The 23,417-nt window shown below is 50.0% G+C and carries 18 protein-coding genes and 1 riboswitch; of the genes, 15 read left to right on the forward strand and 3 right to left on the reverse strand.

The window, feature by feature from the left end; translation table 11 throughout:
* The first annotated feature begins 21 nt into the window (after positions 1 to 21).
* From G3255_RS03165 to G3255_RS03230, 14 genes are all read left to right on the forward strand, one after another.
* Entirely contained in the window at positions 22 to 1,260 is a 1,239-nt protein-coding gene (locus G3255_RS03165; RefSeq protein WP_211653247.1) for an ABC transporter substrate-binding protein, read from the forward strand.
* 93 nt (positions 1,261 to 1,353) lie between these two features.
* The gene (locus G3255_RS03170; RefSeq protein ID WP_249222054.1) at positions 1,354 to 2,235 is read left to right on the forward strand and encodes a carbohydrate ABC transporter permease; all 882 of its coding nucleotides are present in this window, start codon (positions 1,354 to 1,356) and stop codon (positions 2,233 to 2,235) included.
* The gene (locus G3255_RS03175; RefSeq protein WP_211653249.1) at positions 2,235 to 3,071 is read left to right on the forward strand and encodes a carbohydrate ABC transporter permease; all 837 of its coding nucleotides are present in this window, start codon (positions 2,235 to 2,237) and stop codon (positions 3,069 to 3,071) included. Before G3255_RS03170 ends, G3255_RS03175 begins: the two co-directional genes overlap by 1 nt.
* A gap of 25 nt (positions 3,072 to 3,096) precedes the next feature.
* Positions 3,097 to 3,798 carry a YesL family protein gene (locus G3255_RS03180; protein ID WP_211653250.1) on the forward strand — a complete coding sequence of 234 codons (702 nt, stop codon included), beginning with the start codon at positions 3,097 to 3,099 and terminating at the stop codon, positions 3,796 to 3,798.
* 45 nt (positions 3,799 to 3,843) lie between these two features.
* Positions 3,844 to 4,866: a LacI family DNA-binding transcriptional regulator gene (locus tag G3255_RS03185; RefSeq protein WP_211653251.1), complete on the forward strand. Its 1,023-nt coding sequence runs from the start codon at positions 3,844 to 3,846 to the stop codon at positions 4,864 to 4,866.
* A gap of 27 nt (positions 4,867 to 4,893) precedes the next feature.
* Positions 4,894 to 5,574 carry a beta-phosphoglucomutase gene (gene pgmB / locus G3255_RS03190; protein ID WP_211653252.1) on the forward strand — a complete coding sequence of 227 codons (681 nt, stop codon included), beginning with the start codon at positions 4,894 to 4,896 and terminating at the stop codon, positions 5,572 to 5,574.
* Positions 5,575 to 5,606: 32 nt separating this feature from the next.
* The gene (locus tag G3255_RS03195; RefSeq protein WP_211653253.1) at positions 5,607 to 7,892 is read left to right on the forward strand and encodes a glycoside hydrolase family 65 protein; all 2,286 of its coding nucleotides are present in this window, start codon (positions 5,607 to 5,609) and stop codon (positions 7,890 to 7,892) included.
* A 34-nt stretch (positions 7,893 to 7,926) separates the two neighbouring features.
* Positions 7,927 to 9,024: an ABC transporter ATP-binding protein gene (locus G3255_RS03200; protein WP_211653254.1), complete on the forward strand. Its 1,098-nt coding sequence runs from the start codon at positions 7,927 to 7,929 to the stop codon at positions 9,022 to 9,024.
* 310 nt (positions 9,025 to 9,334) lie between these two features.
* The gene (locus tag G3255_RS03205; protein ID WP_211653255.1) at positions 9,335 to 9,937 is read left to right on the forward strand and encodes a copper resistance CopC family protein; all 603 of its coding nucleotides are present in this window, start codon (positions 9,335 to 9,337) and stop codon (positions 9,935 to 9,937) included.
* Positions 9,934 to 10,995 (forward strand): CopD family protein, encoded by a 1,062-nt coding sequence (locus tag G3255_RS03210; RefSeq protein WP_211653256.1) that lies wholly within the window; start codon positions 9,934 to 9,936, stop codon positions 10,993 to 10,995. Before G3255_RS03205 ends, G3255_RS03210 begins: the two co-directional genes overlap by 4 nt.
* A gap of 264 nt (positions 10,996 to 11,259) precedes the next feature.
* A complete protein-coding gene (locus tag G3255_RS03215) occupies positions 11,260 to 12,093 on the forward strand; it encodes a DUF6920 family protein (RefSeq protein ID WP_211653257.1) in 834 nt (277 codons plus the stop codon).
* A 103-nt stretch (positions 12,094 to 12,196) separates the two neighbouring features.
* A riboswitch (SAM riboswitch) is annotated at positions 12,197 to 12,299 on the forward strand.
* A gap of 104 nt (positions 12,300 to 12,403) precedes the next feature.
* Positions 12,404 to 14,251 (forward strand): bifunctional homocysteine S-methyltransferase/methylenetetrahydrofolate reductase, encoded by a 1,848-nt coding sequence (locus tag G3255_RS03220; protein ID WP_211655740.1) that lies wholly within the window; start codon positions 12,404 to 12,406, stop codon positions 14,249 to 14,251.
* Positions 14,244 to 17,681 carry a methionine synthase gene (gene metH / locus G3255_RS03225; protein WP_211653258.1) on the forward strand — a complete coding sequence of 1,146 codons (3,438 nt, stop codon included), beginning with the start codon at positions 14,244 to 14,246 and terminating at the stop codon, positions 17,679 to 17,681. Before G3255_RS03220 ends, metH begins: the two co-directional genes overlap by 8 nt.
* An 89-nt stretch (positions 17,682 to 17,770) precedes the next feature.
* Positions 17,771 to 18,772 (forward strand): LLM class flavin-dependent oxidoreductase, encoded by a 1,002-nt coding sequence (locus tag G3255_RS03230; protein ID WP_211653259.1) that lies wholly within the window; start codon positions 17,771 to 17,773, stop codon positions 18,770 to 18,772.
* 198 nt (positions 18,773 to 18,970) lie between these two features.
* On the opposite strand, the gene G3255_RS03235 is transcribed toward G3255_RS03230, so the two are convergent.
* Entirely contained in the window at positions 18,971 to 19,942 is a 972-nt protein-coding gene (locus G3255_RS03235) for a cation diffusion facilitator family transporter (RefSeq protein WP_211653260.1), read from the reverse strand.
* Positions 19,943 to 20,202: 260 nt separating this feature from the next.
* Here G3255_RS03235 and G3255_RS03240 point away from each other — a divergent pair, with 260 nt between their 5' ends.
* Positions 20,203 to 21,186 carry a F510_1955 family glycosylhydrolase gene (locus tag G3255_RS03240; RefSeq protein ID WP_211653261.1) on the forward strand — a complete coding sequence of 328 codons (984 nt, stop codon included), beginning with the start codon at positions 20,203 to 20,205 and terminating at the stop codon, positions 21,184 to 21,186.
* Between the two features lie 87 nt (positions 21,187 to 21,273).
* Here the strand turns inward: G3255_RS03240 and G3255_RS03245 are convergent, their stop codons facing one another.
* On the reverse strand, positions 21,274 to 22,755 hold the full coding sequence (locus tag G3255_RS03245; protein ID WP_211653262.1) for a phytoene desaturase family protein: 1,482 nt from the start codon (positions 22,753 to 22,755) through the stop codon (positions 21,274 to 21,276).
* 59 nt (positions 22,756 to 22,814) lie between these two features.
* Positions 22,815 to 23,144: a four-helix bundle copper-binding protein gene (locus tag G3255_RS03250; RefSeq protein ID WP_211653263.1), complete on the reverse strand. Its 330-nt coding sequence runs from the start codon at positions 23,142 to 23,144 to the stop codon at positions 22,815 to 22,817.
* Positions 23,145 to 23,417 lie beyond the last annotated feature (273 nt).

Here is a 23,417-nt window from a genome sequence, read left to right on the forward strand (position 1 = left end):
AAATTAAAGGGGGCAACACACATGGCGTTCAATAAAAAATTAGTTACCGGCATGACACTGGCTGCAACAATGACACTGGCTGCATGCAGCGGCGGAAGTGAAGAAGGTTCGGGAGATTCGGGAGCAGCAGAAGGCATCACGATTTTCCAAAGCAAAGTAGAGATTTCTGAACAGCTTGAAGCTGCAGCTGAAGCCTATACGGAAGAAACGGGAGTAGATGTGGAAGTTATCGGAACGACAGGCGATGACTATACCCAGCAATTGCAGATTCGCCTGAACAATGGTACCGGCCCATCGATCTTTAGTGTAGAAAATACCCAAGTAGCGAAACGGTTGGAATCCTATATGTATGATTTGAGCGACACGGACATGGTCGAGAACATCGCGCCGGATATGGAATTGGCACTTGACGACAAAGTTGTCGGCATCCCTTATGGCGTTGAAGGGTTTGGCATCGTTTACAACAAAGAAATGGTCGACCCGGCAGACATCGAGGATATGGATTCGTTTGTCAACACATTGGAGACATTTAACGAGGAAGGCATCAATGGGTTCGGCCTTTCGTCTGAAGCATATTTCCTGATCGGCCACATCAGCAATTACCCATTCTCGGTCCAGGAAAACCCAACCGAATTTATGGACCAATTGTCTAATGGTGAGGTGTCTTTGACAGAAACTCCGGAATTCGCCGAATTTGGGGAAGCGATGGAAGCGATCAGAGCGAACACGCCAACTCCGCTCAATACAACATACGATACACAAGTTGGTGACTTCGCTTCTGGCAAAACAGCGATGATTCACCAAGGCAACTGGGCATCCGGCATGTTGGAAGAATTCGATGTGGACTTTGAAGTCGGCATGGCACCTTTCCCGCTTGCAGGAAATGATGAACTTGCAGTCGGCGTCGGCAGCAACTGGGCAGTCAACGGAGAAAAAGACCAAGCGGAAATCGACGCAGCGATCGAGTTTCTGGATTGGCTCCATACAAGTGAAACTGGCCAGAAGTTCATTGTAGAGGATTTTGGGTTTATCCCGGCAATGACGAATATCGAAGCTGGAGACTTGGATCCGTTGTCACAAGCAGTACTGGAAGCTTCAAATAGCGGGGAAACGATCCCATGGTCACATAACTACTATCCTGCCAATGTAATCCCTAACGACTTTACGCCAGTAGCGGAAAGCTTCTTCGTGGATGATAGCATGACAGGAAACCAGTTCATTGAAGAATTGGAAGCTGCGTGGCAGAATGCAGCCCAATAAACAAGATGTCCATTGAAGAATAGGAACACGCCTAAAGCGGCGTGTTCTGCTTTTTCTGTAGGAAAAGCAATCAGAAATAACTTGAAAGTAGGGATGGACGTGAAAAAAAGGAAAAATATCGGCTGGTATCTGTTATTTACAGTTCCGCTATTGATCATTTTTACAATCGTAGTTGTCATTCCGTTTGCCATCGGAATTTATTATGCATTTTTCGACTGGGATGGCATCGGGGCAAATCCGATGGTTTTCACAGGATTAGAGAATTTCAGGGTGCTACTGGAGGATGAGCGGTTCCTGCGCTCGGCATGGCTGACCGTATTGTTTACGGTATTGTCGGTCGTGACGGTCAATGTGGTCGGTCTATCCTTTGCGCTTCTTGTCACTTCTAAACTGAAGCTGGCGAACTTAGCGAGAACGATGCTGTTCATGCCCTATTTGATCGGCGGCTTGATACTTGGGTATATCTGGCAATTTGTATTCCTGGATGTCTTCACTTTAATCGGGGACGTGACTGGGCTCGAGTCGATATTCTTCAACTGGCTGAACAATGAAGATTTTGCGCTGTTTGCTTTAGTCTTTGTCTTTACATGGCAAATGGCGGGTTATGTGATGATTGTATATATTGCAGGTTTGCAGGGCATTCCTGGAGAGTTGGTCGAGGCGGCGAAAATCGATGGCGCGAGCAAATGGGATCGATTTAAGAACGTTACGGCACCGCTTTTGATGCCGGCCTTTACGATCAGCTTGTTCCTGACACTTTCTTATGGCTTTAAAATTTACGATGTCAACTTGTCGCTGACTGGCGGCGGTCCCGCAAATGCGACGGAATTGTTCGCCATGAATATTTACAATGAAATTTTCGGTTATGGAAATTATGGCTATGGCCAAGCGAAAGCGATTGTCTTCTTTGTCATCATTGCCGCAATCACCATGACGCAAGTGTATATTACGAAGAAGCGGGAGGTTGAGATGTAATGAAGTTCATACGGACATGGTCTAAAGAAATCTTGCTCTTCCTGATGGCGCTCGTCTTCTTATCGCCGATCTACATTATCTTTGTCAACTCTTTCAAAACCCGCCAGGAATTATATGAGAACACCCTAGCGTTTCCAAAAGAGTTTGGCCTGCAATTCTATAGTGAAGCGATGGACCAAATGGATTTCTTCAATGCGTTCCTGAACTCGATGTACGTTACAGTCGTTTCAGTCGTATTCATCATCGTTTTGTCTTCCATGATGGCCTGGATGCTTGCACGGTCCGGCAACGGGATCAGCACCGTGATTTTTATGACGATGATTGCAACGATGCTTATCCCGTTCCAGACAATCATGATGCCTTTGATGCAATTGGTGACCGGCATTACGAGAGAAACCGGTATTCCATTGTACAATTCACTCAGCGGCTTGATTTTCATGAACATCGGTTTTAATGCCGCGCTGTCTGTCTTTTTGTACCATGGGTTCGTCAAATCGATTCCAGTGTCTTTGGAAGAAGCGGCGACCATCGATGGTGCCTCGAAGTTCGGCGTGTTCTGGCGGATCATTTTCCCGATTTTGACGCCGATCACTGCAACGGTCGCGATTTTGAATGTTATCTTGATATGGAATGATTTCCTCTTGCCTTCTTTGACACTAATCGATAAAGGCTTGCGCACCATCCCGCTTTCCGTTTTTTACTTTTTTGGTGAATTCACCATTGAGTGGAATTTGGCCATGGCCGGGCTGACCTTGACGATTATTCCCGTGGTGATATTCTATATGATCGCTCAGAAATACATTATTAAAGGAATTGGGGAAGGCGCTATTAAATAAGCCCTTCTCTATTGGAGGGGTAACGATGCTGGAACTGAAAGGAATCGCAGGTGTGCTGTATACAGCGAGTGAGTGGGTGATGCGGCTGACTGCCGTCAATTTGATGTGGTTCATTTTAAGCTTGCCATTCTTTACGCTGCTTGTGACAATCGATATCAGTGATCCCGCTGCCTGGATTTGGTTCGGCGTGGCGGCTTGGTTATTTGCCTCCTTTTTGTTTTTCCCAGCGACGGCAACGGTGTTTTCAGTAGTCCGGAGTTGGATCGTAGAGGGGGATTATTCTTCGTCGTTCAAAAAGTATATTCAATACTTGAAGTCGGATTACCAATCCAGCGTCAAATCCGGGGCATTTTTCGCATCGGCCTGGCTCATCTGGTATTACAATTATTTTTACTTTTACAGCATACAAAATAATATCGCTTTCTTCTTTCTGGTCATCGGCCTCGGCATGTTTATCTTCACGGTCAATTTCTTGTCGATCAGTGCCCATTACAATATGAGCCGCAACGACCGGTTCAAGAATGCGTTTCTCATCTCAGCGGGGCGCCCGCTGGCGAGCTTATCCATTCTAGCGAGCAGCGCAGTGCTCATATGGGCCAGTGTGTTCCAGTTATTGTGGCTGGTGCCTTTAATGCTTTGCTCATTGCTTGCGTTCATGTCGTTTGCCGCATTCCACAAGGCGACATTGAAAATTTTGGAAAAGGCGTCGCAGGACACGGCATCATGAAGCACGATTTACCATCTTTCAATACGTAAGGAAGTGAATACAGGCATGACGACGATCAAAGACGTGGCGAAAAAAGCGAATGTATCGGTCAGTGTCGTTTCCAAATCATTCAATAATTACAAGGACGTCAAAGAAGAAACGCGCCAACGCGTACTGGCGGTAGCCCAGGAACTGAATTATTCACCGAACATCAATGCCAAAAATCTGTCTTCAAAAAAGCAGATGACGTTTGGGTTGATTTCTTCGGGAGTGCTCAATGACAACGAAAAAGACAATAACGCCTTCGATATTTTCAAGGGCGTTTACCAGGCGATTTCGGAAAGCCATTTTGAGTTATCTATCTACCTTATTGACTCCCAGCAGCAAAAAATGCAGAGCTATGTCCAGTATTGCCGCGAGCGAAATATCGGTGGGGCAATTTTGCAAGGGATCCGGACCGATGACCAGTATTATAAGGAATTGATTGATACTAGCTTGCCGTGTGTCGTCCTGGATATCATGAACGATACATCGAACGCACTTATTGGGACGGTATCGATCGACAATGCGGCAGCCAGTGAAAAAATCACTAAATATATACTGGAGAAAAACCATCGCGATATCTGTCTTATTACCGGCACGGCCGAGACCTATGTCAATGAAGAACGTATGCGGGGAGTTGAGCAAGCACTGTCTGAATATGGCATGTGTCTTGGCGATGTCGATATAGTGGACGGGGGTTTTTCGGAAGATAAGGCATATGAGCTTGCCGCCGCATATCTGCAGCGGCATCGGCCAACAGCATTTCTATGCTTCAGTGATTTGATGGCAATCGGCGTAATGAAAGCCATCAAAGAAGCCGGCTTGCAAATACCCCAGGACGTCTCGGTGACCGGCTTTGACGATTTGGTAATCAGCAGTTACACGCACCCTGAGCTGACGACAATTCGCCAGGACTTTGTAGAAATCGGCAGGACTGCCGCCCAATTGCTGCAAGACATTAAAGAACACAAGAATAAACAGCAGCATGTCTGGGTGAAGCACCAATTAATCGAACGGAAGAGCGTGAAAAATTTAGCAGGCAATTGATTGCTAAACAGAAAGGACTTAACTCTCATGGCACACTCCGCAGAACTTATCATTTATGATCTCGATGGCGTCATTACCGATACGGCAGAATTTCATTTTCTGGCGTGGAAGCAACTCGCCGAAGAACTGGATATCACGTTTGACCGGCGTTTCAATGAGCGCCTCAAAGGAATCAGCCGCATGGATTCGCTCGAACTTATACTCGCGTTGGGCGGCTCTAAAACTGCGCTATCTATGGAAAAGAAACTCGAACTCGCGGCACGCAAGAACGGCTACTATCTGGAGCTTATCGAAGAAATCAGCCCAGGCCATATCCTCCCCGGCATTAAAACCTTATTGGATGACAACAAACAAGCAGGTGTCAAAATTGCGCTCGGGTCTGCCAGTAAAAATGCACCGCATATTCTAGACATGCTGGAACTCAGTGATTATTTCGATTACATCGTGGACGCCGCACAAGTTCAAAAAGGCAAACCGGATCCCGAAACTTTCACCAATGCTGCGGACGCGTTAGGGGTTGCATATGAAAATTGCATTGGCGTGGAAGACGCAGCGGCAGGAGTCGATGCGATCAATAGCGCAGGCATGTTCTCGGTTGCTGTCGGCGATCAATCTCATTTGGGCCATGCCCATTATCGGGTAGACGATACAAAAGATTTGATGTTCGAAAACATGATTCAATGCTTTCAAGATTGGCGTAAAATCTAAAGAGACCGAGAAAAAGGGGGAGGAGAGGCCATATGAGCTGGAAACTAACGAAATATGAGCTGGATAACGATAATTTACTCACCAACGAAAGCCTGCTGTCCCTAGGGAACGGCTATTTGGGGGTCAGAGGGAATTTTGAAGAAGGCTATACGGACGGATTCAAATCAATTCGCGGAACCTACATCAATGCTTTTCATGATGAAACGGAAATCAGCTACGGCGAAAAGTTATACGGGTTCCCGGAAACTCAGCAAAAGCTATTGAACGTCATCGATGCCCAGTCAGTCGATATTTATGTGGATGATGAACGCTTTTCCTTGTTTGATGGAGAACTGCTGGCGTTCGAACGCAATTTACATATGGACGCAGGATTCGCGGAACGAAACGTCCATTGGATATCACCTAAAGGAAAAGAAGTTAAAATCCACTTCAGGCGAATGGTTTCGTTTGTGACGAAAGAATTGTTCGTGCTGGATATTCAAATTGAACCTATTACTCCGGTAGAGCGGGTGAAGATCGTCTCTACTGTCAATGGAGATGTCAGCAACTATGTCGATAAAGAAGATCCCCGGGTGGCATCAGGCCATGCTAAGCGACTGCATGTGACAGAGGCAAGGCAAGATGCCGCGGCATCGATTGTCAAAGCCAAAACGTATGTAACTGGCCTCGAAGCGGCATGCGTCTCGTCAGCCACTGTACAAGCAGAAAGCTGCGAGTACAGCAGCCAGCTGACCGATTCTGTTGTTGAAGAAACCTATGTATGTCAAGGTGTCGGTGCTGTGCACTTTACCAAATTCAATATTTTTACCGATACTTTGCGGCATGGGCAAGATTTGATCGATGAAGGAAAAGTGCTGCTCCACCAAGTACAAGACAAAAACTTCGACGAATTGCTCGAAGGCCAAAAAGCTTATCTAGACAATTACTGGGCAGTCTCGGATATCGAAATTGAAGGCGACCAACGCGTACAAGAAGGAATCCGATTCAATCTATACCATCTCCTCCAGTCTGTCGGCAAGGATCCGGCAAGCAATATCGCTGCAAAAGGCTTATCGGGTGAAGGCTACGAAGGGCATTATTTCTGGGACACGGAAATTTACATGTTTCCGGTATTTTTGATGACCAACCCGGTAATTGCGAAAAACCTGTTGTTACACCGTTATTCGATATTGGGCCACGCGAAAGAACGCGCGAAAGAACTGGGCCACGAAAAAGGGGCCTTGTTTCCTTGGCGCACGATTACCGGTTCGGAAAGCTCCGCCTTCTTCCCGGCAGGTACCGCACAATACCATATCAGCGCTGACATAGCTTATAGCTATATTCAATTTTACTTGGCGACAAAAGATGAAGCCTTCATGAAAAACTATATGGCAGAAGTGTTATTTGAAACGGCGCGTTTATGGGCAGATACTGGGCATATGCAGAACGGCCAGTTCCGCATTGATGATGTGACGGGGCCGGATGAGTACACTTGCATCGTGAATAATAATTATTACACGAACGTAATGGCCAAGCATAATTTGCTATGGGCAGTAAAGATCTACCGTATGTTGGAACAGCAAGATGAGGATCACTTAAGGCAGTTGGCAAGCCGCCTGGAGCTGACCGAAAACGAAGTGGAAGCATGGAAGAGTGCTGGCGAAAACATGTACTTGCCGTACGATGAAACTCTGGGAATCAATGCTCAGGATGATAGCTTCCTGCAAAAGGCAAGATGGGATATCAAGAAAACGCCTCGTGAGAAGTTTCCGTTATTGCTTCATTACCATCCTTTGACTTTGTACCGCCATCAAGTATTGAAGCAAGCAGATACAGTACTGGCTCATTTTTTACTGGAAGACGAGCAGAATCTTGACACGATTAAAAATTCCTATGATTATTATGAAGAAATCACCACACACGATTCTTCGTTATCCTCTTGTGTTCACAGCATCATGGCATCCAAGCTCGGCTATTCGGAAAAGGCGTATAGCTATTTTAACGAAACCGCGTTATTGGATTTGGAAAACACCCATAAAAACACCAAGGATGGGCTGCATATGGCGAATATGGGCGGCACTTGGCTCGGCATTGTCTATGGATTTGCAGGGCTCCGGTTGAAGGAAAGCGGACTGTCGCTGTCTCCGGTGCTTCCGGCGGAATGGAATGCCTTCAAGTTTCATCTGCGCTATCAGGCGAGGGTGCTGAAAGTCCAAAAAACACGTGAAGCGACGATCTACACGCTCGTTGAAGGGGAAAGTCTCGAGATCACCCACAACGGCGAAGCGCTAGTAGTGGAAAGTGGAAAAGAGTTGGTCGTGCCGGAAGATGCAGTATGAAGTTCAAAAAAATTAGCATAGGAGGGTACATGAAATGAGCAGTTTAACCTTAAAGAACGTTAAAAAAGAATACGATAAAGGTGTCGTCTCGGTACAAGATTTTAACTTGGAAATCCGCGATAAGGAATTTCTCGTATTGGTTGGCCCATCAGGTTGCGGGAAATCGACAACATTGCGGATGATCGCAGGGCTTGAAGACATTACGGAAGGCGATCTCTATATCGGCGATAAGCGGGTCAACGATATATCCCCGAAAGACCGCGGCATCGCGATGGTTTTCCAAAACTATGCCCTTTACCCACATATGAATGTCTACGATAATATGGCGTTCAGCTTGAAATTGAGCAAAATGAAAAAAGCCGATATCAAGACGCGTGTAGAAAATGCAGCAAACATTCTGGGCTTGCAAGATTATTTGATGCGCAAACCAAAAGCTTTATCTGGCGGCCAGCGCCAGCGTGTTGCCTTGGGTCGTGCAATTGTCCGCGATGCAGAAGTTTTCCTCATGGATGAACCTTTATCCAACCTGGATGCCAAACTGCGCGTCCAAATGCGCACGGAAATCCAGAAACTCCATCGGCGCCTGCAGACGACAACAGTGTATGTAACACATGATCAGACAGAAGCAATGACGATGGCAACACGCCTCGTCGTCATGAAAGACGGATTCATCCAGCAAGTTGGTTCGCCTAAAGAAGTTTACGATGAGCCCGATAATATCTTTGTAGGAGGCTTCATCGGGTCGCCTGCAATGAACTTTCTGTCCGGACGCCTTGAAGGCAATCAATTTGTAATGGGCGAAGTTAGCGTGCGAGTACCTGACAGTAAACTGAAAGCACTGCGTGACAACGACTATGATGGTAAGGAAGTGATTCTTGGCATCCGTCCGGAAGATATCCATGACGAACCGATTTTCCTCGAACATTCACCGGATACGAAAATCCGTGCTGCTATTGAAGTAGCGGAATTGATGGGGGCGGAAATCATGTTGTACTCATCTGTCGATAACCAGGATTTCGTCGCCCGCGTCGATTCCCGTTTCAGTGTAAAAGCTGGAGAAACCATCAATATGGCATTCGATATGAACAAAGTGCATTTCTTTGATAAAGATTCAGAACTGCGGATTAAATAAAATCATTTTATAAAAACCTTGCCTCCAGAGTAATTCGTGAGGCAAGGTTTTTAGGTAGCTGAATGATCATAGTGGCTCGAGAGCAAAGAAAGTTCTAGAACATTCAATTGGCTGCTTTAGCGGTCCGTAGATTGTAATGAGCCGATGGAAAAGCCCCGAAATCATTCGGGGCTTTTTTGATGCGTTCAACTTTCAGGAAAATTTCATAAATCCAAGCGCCTCGTTCTTGTGTCTTCGGTTCAAATGAAATAGGCTGAAAAGAGTGGATGCAATAATTCAGTTCATTCAAAAGAAAGAAGGAATCATACCTATGAAGAAGACCTTGATTTTATTAAGTGCATTATTGGTGTTGCCGATGACAGCGCACGCCCATTCCGTGTTGGAGTCATCTACTCCGGCTGAGGGTTCGGTAATCGCTGAGCCATTGGAACAAGTGGTGCTCGATTTTAGTGCCGGCATCGAACAAGGCAGTGACATGTCGATGACGATGGATGGGACCGCTGTCGATTTCAGCGAAGTGGCCGTGATGGAAGATCAATTGATCGGCACACCGGCTCAGGAACTGGAGGACGGTTCTTATGTCGTGGAATATGATGTATTGAGCCAAGATGGCCATCCGATCCAAGGTTCACTGGCTTTTGAGTTGCAGGCAGGCGAGGAAGAAGCGGCTCAAGAAGAGCAGGCTGAAGAAGCTGCGCAGGAAGAACAAGCTGAAGAAGCGGCGGACGAACAGGAAGCTGAAGATGAAGCAACAGAATCGGAACAAACTGAAGCTTCGGATGTGGAGCAAGCGTCAAGCGGGGAACCTGAAGCCCCTTCGGAAGACGCGGGATCTAGCATGACTTTGATCATTGCGGGCATCGCCATTATCCTGTTGATTGCTGCCGTTGTCTTAATGCGTAGAAAACGATGAATTGGCTGATCGCGTCATCGGATTTTTTCCTTTACGTGGTGCTGGCCTTTCTCGCAGGGGACGTCGTCTTGCGGTTCATTCATCCAGAAAAAAAGCCGCTTGTTGAAGTCCCGAAAAAATGGCTAATGCTTGCGCTTGCGTCGATCCCGTTCTTGCTTGCGCCTCCTGTCATCCAGCTCGTTTTATTGCTGGGGGATAGCTTTGGGCTGCTTCAAGCTTTGACGGATGTCACGACGGAATTTCGCACCGGCCAAAGCTATGTATTCGGCGTCTTGATGGCCGTGGCTTGGTTGGTCGTGGTATGGCGAGATGGATCGGCGGTGCTGCGTGCGTTTTGGCTCGTACTCAGCGTGCTCAATGTGGCATATGCAAGCCATGCGGCATCGATTGCAGATTGGCAAGGATTTACGGCGCACGCGCTTCATTTCCTGGCGCTTGTATTATGGGCCGGCGTCTTGATCCACATCGCCTGGTTTATGAAAAACGGGCGCGATTGGCGTGCGTTTCTTAAATGGTTCACGCCGTTTGCGGTGGCCATGATGGTCATTTTGATCGGCAGCGGAATTTGGCTTATGCTGTTTTTCGTGGCGCCGGAAGATTATGCGAGCTCGTGGATCTTGCCTTATGGACAGCTATTGCTGCTGAAACATTTGAGCATCGTTCCGCTCCTGTTCGCCGCGTTCATCAATGCCGCCTTGTCGAGAAGTGATGCGCCGAACCGCTCCTGGCTCAAGGTGGAGAGTTGGCTCTTGCTATTGGTGTTATTGATTACCGCCTTTATGAGCAAGCTCGCCCCGCCGCATAATATCAACGAAACGTTCCGGCTAGAAGGCAGCGCGCCATTTGTCGAATGGTTCGCAGGGCCGCAGTATCTGCCGGTGCATGCGGTATGGACGCCGAATATCGACGGATTTTTGATGATGGCGATCGGCTTGATTTTCCTGGGCTTGCAATGGCTGGGATATCGCAAACAACTGCCCGAATGGTTATCGTTAATTTTCGGTCTCGGGTTTGTCGCAGCGACTTACATTGGATTAATGTTCAGTTTCCTATTTTAATGAAAAGCCATCCTTGGAATGGCGAGTCCCAGAGACCAGTTGACGATGCTGTACTCGAAGACTATGGGACCGGCGTTGAAAAATATCTTGAACCGGCTCTTGAAGAAGCGAGCTGACGAATACCGAACGCTTCCGGAAGGCCAACTTCCGGAGGCGTTTTCTATTGTTTCACTAGGCAGGGAAAACAGCTGCCGTGTCGAAAGAAACTACAATGGAAATAGTTTACGGATAATAGCGCAGCAAAATCGGAGAGGGGTATGTGGCATGAAACGCAGATGGCCGGTTTTAGCATTGACATCACTTGTGGTATTCGGAGCTTACCGAAAATACAAAGACATGACGCGGCTCGTTAAGCCGACGTGGCCGGAAGTCCGTCACGCCGGGGAAGTGGAGAAAGCGAGAACGGGCAATCTCCCAAAACCAATCGCTAAATGGCTGGAAGCAAGCGGCGCAATCGGCCGCGAACAAGTGATGGGCGTTTATGTAAAGCAAGTGGGCTGGATGAAAACCAAACCCGACCAGGAAGAATGGACCGAATCGACCGCCGAGCAATACAGTTTTGTCGAACCGCCGTCGTTTTATTGGAAAGCGCGCATGAAAGTGGATGGTTTGTTCGTCACAGGGTCCGACAGTTTTCGGGACGGCCGCGCGGGCATGCGCATTCGCTTTGCGGGGCTCGTGCCGATCAACCGGACAATGCCCGACGGCAAGCTCGATGAATCGGCTTTGCAGCGCTTTTTAATGGAGATGGCCTGGCTGCCTGGGCTGGTGTTCAGCCCATATGTGCGCTTTTTGAATAGTAACGAACATTCCGTGGAAGCGGAAATGACCTATAACGGGTCGACCGCCAATGTGACATTCGAATTTGATGAAACAGGGCGCATGAAGCGGGCGCGTGCGATGCGCTATAAAGAGGTCGGCGAAGATGCCAAGCGCTTGCCGTGCATCGCAGAAGTGCATGAATGGCAAACAGTTGACGGCATCGAAATCCCGAGGCGAATCGACATCACCTGGATGATCGACGGCCAAGCCTTCACTTGGTATAAATTCACCGTCGAAGCCGCCAAATTCAACCCGCGCGTCCCGGATGCCTGGTAGAGATCAGAAATGTAACAGAAAGTTCTTTGTTTTTTGATAAATCACCTTGACCCAAATCACCGCAGGGGGTATCATGTGGGAATACTGAAAACTGCATAGTGAATTCTTATCTAGAGAAGTCGAGGGACTGGCCCGATGACGCTTCAGCAACCAGCCGCTTGCGGTCAGGTGCTAATTCCAGCAGGCACACGCCTGGCAGATGAAAAGGAACGAGTCCGATATCGTAAAGCCTTCTTTTTCATGGAAGGCTTTTTTTGTTTCATATCGATGCGTCCGCAGCTGCACGGCAAAATCAGACAGAGGAGGACGAATCATGTTATTAGATGAACTGAAAAAACGGATGCTGACGGCGGACGGCGCCATGGGAACGCTGTTGTACTCCTACGGCATCGAATACTGCAACGAGGAATTGAACATCCAGCGCCCGGAAGTGATCGAGAAAATCCACCGCGATTATATCGCAGCCGGGGCGGACATTATCCAAACGAATACTTACGGTGCGAATGCCCATAAACTGGCGCGCTACGGGCTAGAAGAACAGACCGAAGCGATCAATAAAGCAGCGATTGCCATCGCCAATAAAGCCGCAAAAGACGGGGGGCAGTTTGTCGTCGGCACGATCGGCGGCATCCGTGGCATCCGCAAAAGCGATGCGACGCTTGATGAAATCGTCGCCATGGTCGACCAGCAGGCCCAGCATTTATTGTCGGGCGACCCGGACGGCTTATTGCTCGAGACCTATTATGATTTTGAGGAACTCGCGGCGACCGTGACTCATTTAAAAAAACTGACCGATGCGCCGCTCATAGCGCAATTGTCGATGCACGAACCCGGCATTTTGCAAAACGGCATGAGCTTGAACGAAGGGTTGAAACGATTGGATGCGCTCGGTGCGGAAATCGTCGGCGTCAATTGTCGTCTCGGCCCGCACCATACGATCCAGGCATTCGAAGGCGTCGAACTGCCGGAAAAAGCCTTTTTGTCGGCTTACCCGAACGCTTCGCTATTGGATATCGAAGACGGGCGAATCGTCTATGAATCGGAAGCCGATTATTTCGGCCGTGCGGCATTGCTTTTGCGCGAAGAAGGCGTGCGCCTCATCGGCGGTTGTTGCGGTACGACGCCAAAGCATATCGAAGCGGTGAAAAAACGCATCGGCCATCTGCAGCCGATCACCGAAAAGAAAGTTGAAGAGAAAAAACCGATCATCATCCGTGAAGCGGAAGCCTTGAAAGACAAGCCCTTGCATGAAAAAGCGAAAACCGAACGGACCATCATCGTCGAACTTGATACGCCGCGCCATTTGGATATCGAGAAATTTCTCGAAGGTTCAAAAGCATTGGACGCAGAAGGCATCGACGCTATCACGATGGCTGATAATTCACTCGCCTCGCCGCGCATCAGCAATATGGCGATGGGGTCGATCCTCAAGCATAAGCAGGATGTCAGACCTCTCGCGCACATCACGTGCCGTGACCGCAACTTGATCGGCCTGCAATCGCATATTATGGGGCTGGACGCACTCGGCATCCACGACATACTTGCCGTCACGGGGGATCCGACAAAAGTCGGCGATTTCCCGGGCGCCACAAGCGTCTATGATGTATCGAGCATGGAATTGATCCAGCTCATCAAAAAGCTCAACGAAGGCATTTCATTCTCGGGAAAACCGTTGCGGAAAAAAGCGAATTTCTCTGTCGCCGCCGCGTTCAACCCGAACGTCCGCGTGGTGGAACGAGCTGTAGCAAGGCTCGAGAAGAAAATCGAAGCCGGGGCGGATTATTTCATTTCACAGCCGGTCTATACAAAAGAGAAAATCATCGAAATCCACGAGGCGACGAAGCATTTGGACACGCCGATTTTCCTCGGGGTCATGCCGCTGACGAGCATACGAAGCGCCGACTTCCTGCATAACGAAGTACCGGGCATCAAATTGTCCGAAGAAGCGCTCGACCGCATGCGGGCTTGCGGCGAAGACAAGGACAAAGCGACCGCGGAAGGCATCCAGATCGCGAAAGAACTGATCGACACCGCAGCGGAACTGTTCAACGGCATTTATTTGATTACGCCATTTGTGCGCTACGACATGACGGTGGAATTGATCCGCCACATCCGACAACTAGATTTAAAGAAAGCGAGCGATCGTGCCTATGCCTAAACATTTAATTGAACAGCAGCTGGAAAAACGCATCCTCATCATCGACGGCGCAATGGGGACGATGATCCAAAATGCAGACTTGTCTGCGGAAGATTTCGGCGGCGAGGAGTACGACGGCTGCAATGAATACTTGAATATCGTACGCCCCGATGTGCTTGAAGGGGTGCACGACGCTTATTTGGAAGCGGGTGCCGACATCATCTGCACGAACACATTCGGCGGCACGCCAGTCGTCCTCGATGAATATGGGCTCGGCCATCGCGCAGCGGAGATCAATAAAAAAGCGGTCGAAATCGCCAAGATCAGCCAAGCAAAATATTCGACGCCGGACTGGCCGCGCTTCGTTGCGGGCGCACTAGGCCCGACGACGAAAACTTTGTCAGTAACAGGCGGCATCACATTCGACGAATTAAAGGCCGATTTCCAGGTACAAGCAAAAGCTTTGATTGAAGGCGGCGCGGACCTGCTGCTTTTGGAGACGAGCCAGGATATGCTCAATGTCAAAGCGGCGACGATCGCAATACGCGATGCCTTTGAAGAAACCGGAGTGGAATTGCCGGTGATGATTTCAGGGACAATCGAACCGATGGGGACGACGCTTGCGGGACAGACGATTGAAGCATTTTACGTATCGATCGAACATATCAAGCCGCTTTCGGTCGGTTTGAACTGTGCGACAGGGCCGGAATTCATGACCGATCATTTGCGTTCGCTGTCTGAACTGTCGACAGGCTACGTCAGCTGCTACCCGAACGCCGGGCTGCCGGATGAGGAAGGGCATTACCACGAAACGCCGGAATCCTTATCGAAAAAACTGCGTGGCTTTGCTGAAAAAGGCTGGCTCAATGTCGTCGGCGGCTGTTGCGGCACGACGCCTGCGCATATCGCAGCGGTGCGTGAAGCGGTCGATGGGCTGGCTCCGCGCGAGCGCAATGAAACGAGCCATGGCCATGCGGTGTCCGGCATCGAAGTGCTCGAATACGACGAGTCGATGCGTCCGCTATTTGTCGGTGAACGCACCAACGTCATCGGTTCGCGCAAATTCAAGCGGCTCATTATCGAAGGGAAGTTCGAGGAAGCGGCGGAAATCGCACGTGCCCAAGTGAAGAACGGGGCGCACGTCATCGATATTTGCCTGGCGAACCCGGACCGCGACGAACTTGAAGACATGGCGGCATTCATGCAGGAAGTCGTCAAAAAAGTGAAAGTGCCGCTCGTTATCGACTCTACGGACGAAGACGTCATCGAAGCTTCGCTGAAATTCTCGCAAGGCAAAGCAATCATCAACTCCATCAATTTGGAAGACGGAGAGGAACGTTTCGATGCAGTCATGCCGCTCGTCAAAAAATACGGCGCTTCGGTCGTCGTCGGCACAATCGACGAAATCGGCATGGCGGTGACGCGCGAACGGAAACTTGAAATTGCGGAACGTTCGTACGAATTGCTGACGGAAAAATGGGGACTCGCCCCGGAAGACATCATTTTCGACCCGCTCGTGTTCCCGGTCGGAACAGGCGACGAGCAATACATCGGTTCGGCGGTTGAAACGGTTGAAGGCATCCGCCTCATCAAGGAAAAGCTGCCTCGCGCCTTGACGATTCTTGGTGTATCGAACGTCTCGTTTGGCTTGCCGCCGGTCGGCCGCGAAGTATTGAACGCCGTTTATCTATACCATTGCACGCAAGCCGGGCTTGATTACGCGATCGTTAACACCGAGAAGCTCGAGCGCTTTGCGTCGATTCCGAAAGAAGAAGTGAAGATGGCGGAAGAATTATTGTTCGAGACAACCGACAAAAACTTGGCGGACTTCACGGATTTCTACCGCGACAAGAAAAAGGAAAAAACGGAAGACGATATTCCGGATACCGTGCCGGAGCGCCTCGCTTACTATATTCTCGAAGGCACGAAAGAAGGGCTCATCCCCGATCTTGAAAAAGCGCGGGAGCTGTACGAAGATCCACTCGAGATCATCAACGGCCCGCTCATGGAAGGCATGGCGGAAGTCGGGCGCTTGTTCAACGACAATCAGCTGATCGTCGCAGAAGTGCTGCAATCAGCCGGCGTCATGAAAGCCGCCGTGTCGTATCTCGAAGGCTTTATGGAAAAGAAAGCGGACGATAGCGGGAAAGGCAAGGTCATTCTCGCGACGGTCAAAGGCGACGTGCATGATATCGGCAAAAACTTGGTCGATATTATTTTGTCGAACAACGGCTTTAAAGTGATCGATATCGGCATCAAAGTAACACCTGCTGCACTCATCGAAGTGATCCGTAAAGAACAGCCGGACATCGTCGGCTTGTCGGGGCTGCTCGTGAAATCTGCCAAGCAGATGGTGCTGACGGCACAGGATTTCCGTGAAGCGGATATCGACGTGCCGATATTAGTCGGCGGTGCGGCCTTGTCCCGACGCTTTACCGAAACGAAAATCGCCGCTGAATACAACGGTCCTGTCATTTACGCGAAAGACGCGATGCAAGGGCTGGACCTTGCGAACCGTCTGCAAAGCGGCGCGGGAAAAGCGGTCTTGCTCGAAGAACTCGGCGTACAAAAAGAAAAGCGCCAAGCGCAAGATGCCGCGCGCGCCGAAAAAGGCGCTGTCGCCATTTTGGAAAAGCCAGTCAAGACCGTTCGCGAAGATGCGCCTGTTTACGTGCCGAATGATTTGCGCAGACATGTATCGAAAGAGTATTCAGTCGCGCATCTATACCCGTACGTCAATATGCGTACATTGATCGGCCATCACCTGGGGCTCCGCGGCTATAGCGACAAACTCTTGCAGCAAGGCGATGCGCGTGCGGTGGAGCTGCACGAACTCGCGACGAAGTTTCTCCAGTCAGGGCTGTTGAAGCCTGCGGGGATGTATCAATTCTTCCCGGCGCAATCGGATGGCGACGATGTCATCATCTATGACCCGAAAGATGCCAAGACGGAAATCGAACGCTTCACATTCCCGCGCCAAGCCAAGGCACCATTTCTCTGTCTGGCCGATTATTTGAAATCAACCGCAAGCGGCGAGATGGATTATGTCGCGTTCATGCAAGTGACGGCAGGGCACGGGGTACGTGCGGAAGCGACACGCTTGAAAGAGGCAGGACGCTTCCTCGAGAGCCATACGCTGCAAGCGACCGCTTTGGAACTGGCAGAAGGATTCGCAGAACGCATCCATCAGGAAATCCGCGACCAATGGGGCTTCCCGGACGCGACGGACTTCTCGATGCGCGACCGGTTCGCGGCAAAATACCAAGGCCAGCGCTTCTCGTTCGGCTACCCGGCCTGTCCGAATCTGGAGGACCAGGCGAAACTGTTTGGCCTCATCAAACCGGAAGACATCGGTGTCCACTTGACGGAAGAATTCATGATGGATCCGGAAGCATCGGTATCGGCGATCGTCTTCGCCCACCCGGATGCGCGTTATTTCAATGTAGAATAAAGGAAACGGAGCAGGCAAACCGCTGCTCCGTTTTTCTTTGTGTTCAAGTGGTATGATGAAGAATAGAGAGTTAAAGGAGGTGCGGACGTATGACCGTCTTGAATATTTTGGATTACTCGCCGATTGATGAAGGCGAAACGGCAGCTTCCGCGCTGCGTTCCACTGCGGAATTAGCAAAACTGGCAGATCGATTGGGTTATAAACGCTATTGGGTCGCGGAGCACCATCAAGTGTTTTCCGTTGCGGGCAGTTCGCCGGAAATGCTGATGATGCATCTCGCGACACTCACCGAACGTCTGCGCATCGGCTCGGGCGGCGTTATGCTGCCGCATTACAGCGCCTATAAAGTAGCGGAGAATTTCCGTCTGCTCGAAGCGCTGCACCCGGACCGGATCGATCTCGGCGTCGGGCGTTCGCCGAGCTTCCGGCTCGTCAACCAGGCGCTCAATGAATCCAAAGGCAAGCGCGTGCCCTACGCCCAGCAGCTCATCGACCTGGAGAAATATTTCACCGATGATGTGGACACGGAACACCGCTTCCAGAAACTAAAAGCGACACCAGTGACGGAGACAGCGCCTGAATTGTGGCTGCTCGGGACAGGCGAAGGCTCTGCGAAACTCGCGGCTGAACGCGGCATGGCATATGCCTATGCACATTTCGCGCGCCCTGAACAAGCAGGCATCGATGCGATCAAACGCTACCGGGAAACCTTCGTGCCGTCCGGATTGCGTCAACAGCCGCATGTCGCCATCGCTGTTTTTGCCATTGTCGGCGATACGGAACAACAAGCCGAACAACTCGCCAAAGCATTCGATTTATGGCTGTTATTCGTCGAATCGGATTTCCAGCCGCCGTATTACCCGTCGGTCGAGACCGCTGAAAAGCGGCGCCTCAGTGCAACCGAGCAAGAACGCGTCGAACGTAACCGGAGCCGCATGCTCGTCGGCACGGCCGAACAAGTCAAGCAGCAAATCGAAGCCGTCGCCGAACAGTTCGAAGCCGATGAAATTACCATCATTCCGAATATTGCCGGCCATCAGGCGCGTATGGACACTGTGCGTTTACTGGCGGAAGCATTTAATATGAAGTGAGGTAGTAAGAAATCGGAATTTCTAGGCGCTCGCTTCGTATACTAAAAATTACACTTTGAATTGTCTGAATGGACATCGACACTCAGGCACTGCCTATCGTTTGATAAACAAAACCGCCAGGAATTTTCCCGGCGGTTTTTGTCTGGAAAGGCTGAGAAAGAATGGCGAAGCTGTCGGTCGAGAGCAAGCGATTGTTCCTTACTCCTGCGGCTTGGTCCAAGTAACTTTCCCGTCGTCCTCGTCAAATTCAATGATGACATCTGTGACATTCTTTATCTTTTCTTTGAGTTGTTGTTCAATATAATCCCGGATATCATCTGCTTCTTCAATCGTCATTGACGGGTCTACTTCCACCTTGATTTCGATATGAAGGCTATCTCCTTCTTTTATAGCATATAAATCTTGAATATCCCTTATTTGCGGATGCTCCATGATTTTGCTGCCAATGCGTGCCTGCAAGCCGAGATCTGCCACTCCGAGAACGCCGGCTGCATTGTCGAGGAAAATTCGGCCTACGACTATAATAAGCGAAATCCCGATGATGATGGAGGCATAGCCGGTTGCGCTATGAAATGGAGTGTAGGTGGAGACAACAATAGCCAATAATGCCAATAACGCTCCGCCGACTGCCACATTGTCTTCTAAAAAGACCAGTTTGGTAGCTGGTTTTGCTTCTTTGGCGTGTTTGTAACTTGCCGGAATGATTTTGAAGCCGCTGACTTGATCTTTCGGTAAATGTTCAGTGATTTCTTTCATGGCTTTATAAAGCACTGCGGCTTCGAGCATGGCTGCTGTTCCCAAGACGCCAATGTTAAGCCAGAACCACTCCTCAGAATGAGTGGCGTCTGAAATGTGATGGATTCCTTCTACAATTGTTTCATAGGCAAGTACCCCAACCACCAGGACAGCGCCCAATAAAACAAGATTCACTAAACGGCCAAATCCGCCGGGAAACCGTTCCGTCGGCTCTTTCTTGCTTAGTGCAGACCCTATGAATACAAAAAACTGGTTAGCGGCATCGCCGTAACTATGCATCATTTCTGCAAACATGGCGACGTTACCGGTGATAAGATAAGCTGCAGTTTTGATGATGGCAACAATCGTGTTGACAATTGCTGCCCATAATGCCGATTTCGTACCGAATTTCAGCAACCCGATAAATTCTTTCATGATGCCTGCCTTCTTTCCAGAGAAATTATAAGTTTACGTAATTTTATTCCCTTAATGGCGGCTATAAAACGCATTGCTTGCAAGTATAGGAAAGGTTCTTGGAGAAAAACCCCAGGTGTGTTGCTGCTTCGCCTGTTACAAGCTGCTAGGCGTAGGTAACTGCATTTTGTGACAAAGATGCATCATTTGGCGCAATTAGTTGACCTTTGATTCCAGCCGTGAAACTATAGAAACAGCACACTAGAGAGGAAGATCGAGCGATGAAAAACAACTGGTTATGGTCGGTGATGGCAGCCGGGCTATTCATTTCAGCTTGCAGCGCAGAAACGGCTCAACAGGAAACAGAAAACCCAACCGATACGGCATCTGAATCAACGGAAGAAACCGAAACGGCTTCAGCTGTCGATAGTGCGGCAAAGGAGCTGGAAGTTCCGTTTGATGGCGTCATGGATCATGTCCATGGCATGGGGTATATCGAAGAGAACGGCGGCTTGTATTTCGCATCCCATCACGGCTTAAAAGTGTATCGCGACGGGAAATGGACTGAAATTGAAGACCAATACCACGATTTCATGGGCTTTAATGCAACGGCGACTGGTTTTGTCTCGTCGGGGCATCCAGATATGCAATCCGGGATGCAAAATCCGCTCGGCATCAAACGCAGCGATGACGGCGGCGAAACTTTCGACGACCTCGGATTTGAAGGAGAAACGGATTTTCATGAAATGGCAGCCGGCTATAATACTAACAATTTGTTCGTCTTCAACCCGCAGCCAAATTCCGAAATGGACGCTGGCTTCCACCGGAGTGATGATGCCGGCGAAACCTGGCAGCAGACAGCGGCAGAAGGGCTGGAAGGGAAAGTGACGTATCTCGCAATGCATCCCGATGATTCAATGGTGATCGCAGCGGTATCAAACCAGGGAATTTTCTTGTCTGAAGACGGCGGCGAGAGTTTTACGCGCATCACGGAAGGCGAACTCGGAACCGCCGCATTCTTCAGTGAAGACGCGCTTTATTACGGCACGTACAGCGAAGAGGCAAAACTGGTGAAACGTGATCTGTCGGGCGGCGAGCGGGAGATTTCCTTGCCGGATATGACGGAAGACGGCGTTGTTTACCTGGCGCAGCATCCTGAGAATGCGGAGCAACTGGCGATTTATACAGCGAAAGGCCACGCATGGCTGACACAGGATGCCGGTGAAAACTGGGCACAAATCTTAAATGCAGGGCAAGTGCAGTAAATAGCAAGTTAATGAATAGATTATCTAGCGGCAGTTTAGCATGACAAACGATGAACACCCGCCCTCAAAACTGAGGGCGGGTGTTTTTTACGTCAGCAAAGCTTTTCCGGAAATGGAACGTGCGCAATGAATGCCGCTTGCAGCGACGCCGATTGTGCCGCCGCCCGGGAAGATATGGTCGCCTGTCAAGTACAGCTCCGGCAGCCCACTGTGATGCGAGATCGATTTGAACAATGCCGCATCCAAAGTTTGCGCGAAGCCGCCCACATAGCCGTTCGGCCGTCCCGTATAATGCTGCCAGGCAAGTGGTGCGCCGCTTTCGACATGGACGATCGCCGAGCGAAAGCCCGGGATATGCTGTTCAATCAAATCCAGCATACGCTCCGAAAGTTCAGTGCGCATCGCTTCGTAATCCTCCTGCGACTGCCAATAGGCCGGCTTCGAATGCGTCGAAATGGTTACGGTCTGGAAGCCTTCGGGTGCGCGCAGCCGGTCATCCATGCGCGATGCCGACATGAAGAAATGATGCCCTTCGTCCATGGCCGCACCGCTTGAGAGCTGGCGGAATTCAGGGAGAGGTTCCATGAGTTTCTCCGTGTCGAGTGCCAAGTACAAAGTCAAAGTCGTCCACGTTTCGGTATCGATGACTTCTTGCAGCGGGCGTTTTAATCGGTGGTGATGATCAACCGGCAACAGCTCGGTCAATAACTGGATCGGCGCATTGAAGACGACGGCATCCGCTTCGTATACATTGCCGCGCTGGTCGCTCGCGTGCCAGATGCCGTCTTTGTGTTCGAGTGTCTGCACGGTGCGCGGCTTTTTCACTTTGCCGCCATTTTCTTTGATGCTGTCCGCCATCACTTCGGCGAAACGATACAAGCCACCCGGGACGTAATAAGCGCCTTCGTGGTAAATATCGAGCGCCACCGCCGCGAGCAAGTACGAAACATCTTCCGTCGTCGTCTGCATGCTGTCGATCAGCAGCCCATCCAGCACATGGCGAAACGCATCGAGTTCGTCGAGGCCGTGCTTTTTCAACACTTGCCCGAGTGTCAGCTGGAATTTTGGCAGCAGGCGCAAATGAACCGGGCGCAAGGCTTTCGTGAGCGCCGCCCATTCCCGTACATTGTCAGGCGGCAGCGCCGGAAGCGGCCCCATCAAGGTGCGGGTGATGCGTGCCGTGCGGTACAGTTCCGCATAGAACGACAGGATGGCGGTTCGGTGCTCTGGAAAATGATCAGCGAGTTCCCGCACATGCCTCCTGCGGTCTTTATGGAAAACGAAGGTGCCTTTCGGATGGATCATTTCCATCACCCGCTCGAGCGGTTCGAGTTCCATTTGCTTTCCGAGACGGCGGAATACGCGTTCATGAATACCGCCAGGCTCGAGTCCCATGCCGAGCGTGGCACCAACCGGAAATAAATACGGGTGGCGCTTGTATTTTCCAGCGCAGCCGCCGAGTTCTGCTGCAGCTTCGAGCACGGTCACTTCATAGCCTTCTTTTGCCAGCAAGGATCCGGCCGTCAATCCGCCGATGCCAGCACCAACGACCAATATGCGTTTTGTCATCATGTCCCCTCATTTCTCCCATGAAAAAACGCCCGGCAGTTCAGCCGGACGCGTGTCTCTTATGCCACTTGTCTGCAAGCTTCTACGCATTTCAAGCAAGCTTCCGCACATTTTTGGCAATGCTCATGGTCATGTTTTTTGCATTCATTTCCGCATGCTTCACAAATCTCCGCGCATACTTTCGCGAGCTGTGAGACGAACGGCGAGTTGCGTTCAATGGCTTGGGCCAAATAGGCGCACATGTCGGCGCATTCGCGGTCGAGCCGGATGCACTCGGCCATCATTTTCACATCGTCTTCTTTCAGGCAAGCATCGAAACAATGATTGCACGCCACCATGCAGTCATGGAGCGTCTTGGACAGTTCTGCGTGTTTTGCATGTTCTACCATTCTGAAAAACCTCCTATAAGAATTATGATCATTCACTTATTCTTTGGATTTCCCGACTGGCAGAAAAATAAACAACTAGCAGTGCAAGCTGCCAAGAAACTCTTGATAACCGTATTTTCCGAAGCTTATTGCTCGCTTTCCGTGGGCTCGCGCCCAAGCCTCCTCAGTCGCCTTGCGCCTTGCGGGGTCTTGGTCGTCTCGCTATTCCACAGGAGTCGAGCCACACGCTTCTCCAAATACTCAGATAGGTCATTGGTTATTAAATGTCGAAAA

It is taken from the genome of Planococcus sp. MSAK28401 (assembly GCF_018283455.1).
Taxonomy (GTDB): Bacteria; Bacillota; Bacilli; order Bacillales_A; family Planococcaceae; genus Planococcus; species Planococcus alpniumensis.

Excerpts from the sequence above, each read along its gene's own strand:
- G3255_RS03215 (WP_211653257.1), top strand. The coding sequence starts at position 11,260 with ATGAAACGCAGATGGCCGGTTTTAGCATTGACATCACTTGTGGTATTC.
- G3255_RS03170 (WP_249222054.1), top strand. The coding sequence starts at position 1,354 with ATGGACGTGAAAAAAAGGAAAAATATCGGCTGGTATCTGTTATTTACA.
- G3255_RS03180 (WP_211653250.1), top strand. The coding sequence starts at position 3,097 with ATGCTGGAACTGAAAGGAATCGCAGGTGTGCTGTATACAGCGAGTGAG.
- pgmB (WP_211653252.1), top strand. The coding sequence starts at position 4,894 with ATGGCACACTCCGCAGAACTTATCATTTATGATCTCGATGGCGTCATT.
- G3255_RS03185 (WP_211653251.1), top strand. The coding sequence starts at position 3,844 with ATGACGACGATCAAAGACGTGGCGAAAAAAGCGAATGTATCGGTCAGT.
- G3255_RS03205 (WP_211653255.1), top strand. The coding sequence starts at position 9,335 with ATGAAGAAGACCTTGATTTTATTAAGTGCATTATTGGTGTTGCCGATG.
- G3255_RS03195 (WP_211653253.1), top strand. The coding sequence starts at position 5,607 with ATGAGCTGGAAACTAACGAAATATGAGCTGGATAACGATAATTTACTC.
- G3255_RS03240 (WP_211653261.1), top strand. The coding sequence starts at position 20,203 with ATGAAAAACAACTGGTTATGGTCGGTGATGGCAGCCGGGCTATTCATT.
- G3255_RS03235 (WP_211653260.1), bottom strand. The coding sequence starts at position 19,942 with ATGAAAGAATTTATCGGGTTGCTGAAATTCGGTACGAAATCGGCATTA.
- G3255_RS03210 (WP_211653256.1), top strand. The coding sequence starts at position 9,934 with ATGAATTGGCTGATCGCGTCATCGGATTTTTTCCTTTACGTGGTGCTG.
- G3255_RS03230 (WP_211653259.1), top strand. The coding sequence starts at position 17,771 with ATGACCGTCTTGAATATTTTGGATTACTCGCCGATTGATGAAGGCGAA.
- G3255_RS03245 (WP_211653262.1), bottom strand. The coding sequence starts at position 22,755 with ATGACAAAACGCATATTGGTCGTTGGTGCTGGCATCGGCGGATTGACG.
- G3255_RS03175 (WP_211653249.1), top strand. The coding sequence starts at position 2,235 with ATGAAGTTCATACGGACATGGTCTAAAGAAATCTTGCTCTTCCTGATG.
- G3255_RS03200 (WP_211653254.1), top strand. The coding sequence starts at position 7,927 with ATGAGCAGTTTAACCTTAAAGAACGTTAAAAAAGAATACGATAAAGGT.
- metH (WP_211653258.1), top strand. The coding sequence starts at position 14,244 with ATGCCTAAACATTTAATTGAACAGCAGCTGGAAAAACGCATCCTCATC.
- G3255_RS03250 (WP_211653263.1), bottom strand. The coding sequence starts at position 23,144 with ATGGTAGAACATGCAAAACACGCAGAACTGTCCAAGACGCTCCATGAC.
- G3255_RS03165 (WP_211653247.1), top strand. The coding sequence starts at position 22 with ATGGCGTTCAATAAAAAATTAGTTACCGGCATGACACTGGCTGCAACA.